Source organism: Paraburkholderia humisilvae, assembly GCF_902859855.1.
GTDB classification, from domain to species: domain Bacteria; phylum Pseudomonadota; class Gammaproteobacteria; order Burkholderiales; family Burkholderiaceae; genus Paraburkholderia; species Paraburkholderia humisilvae.
This window is the reverse complement of record NZ_CADIKH010000428.1, coordinates 1-791: the sequence shown is the minus strand read 5'-3', so window position 1 is coordinate 791 and position 791 is coordinate 1. Positions and strand designations below refer to the sequence as shown.

The following is a 791-nucleotide window of genomic DNA, read 5'->3' as shown; positions in this document are numbered from 1 at the left end:
GACTGGTGCGGCGGTAGCTTCGATCCCGCTGCCTTTGACCTTCAGGGCGTCAACGAACGCCTCTTCGAGATCAAATTCTGATCGTCAAGACGGCCGACAAATGTCGCTTACATTCGTCCGCAAGCTGACGCACGATCTCTTTATCGATTTCAGCAACTTCGCTAGGTATTAGTAGTGGTCACACAGGCGCTAGACGATTGCGATCATGCGGCTGCGGGGGACCGCGTCAGGCCGACGCTCGACGGGATTGTGTTGCGCGCCGTGGAAGCGCGGCATCGTCGAACAGATCAGCTGCAGCCACGTGCAGCGTATCCTGCAGGCTGGCGACATGCGCCCGCACCGGGTCCAGCAGTGGCTACACAGTCCCAACCCGGCGTTTCGCGAGAAGGGTCAGTGTGATTTGCAGACTGTACCGGAAGCCCCCCCCGGAAACGCTGTGGTACTGAGCATCGACGAAAAGACCGGCATTCAGGCCATCGAGCGCAGGCACCCGGGACGTGCGCCCGCGCCGGGGCGGCTGCACCTTCGGGGGTTTGAGTATATCCGCCATGGCACTCAGGCACTGATTGCTGCACGGGATGAGCATACCGCAGAGGCGTCCGCAGACTGCCGCGAGCGGCGCACCCAGAATGACCTGGCCGCCTTCATGGTGCGCGTGGCGCTCGCGTACCCGGCAAGCAGGGTAAGCAACTCGTGGCGGCCAGCCTTGAATGAACAGGCGTGACACGCCAAAGTGATTCCCACCATTTTTTGTAGCGGGAATCACTTTGGCACCAGAAGAAGAGCAGATA

General features: G+C 60.8%; 1 pseudogene. It reads left to right on the top strand.

Annotation, left to right across the window (positions count from 1 at the left end):
* Nucleotides 1-231: 231 nt before the first annotated feature.
* Nucleotides 232-697 (top strand): annotated as a pseudogene (locus HV796_RS42900) (transposase); the annotation flags it as partial.
* Between the last annotated feature and the right edge of the window lie 94 nt (nt 698-791).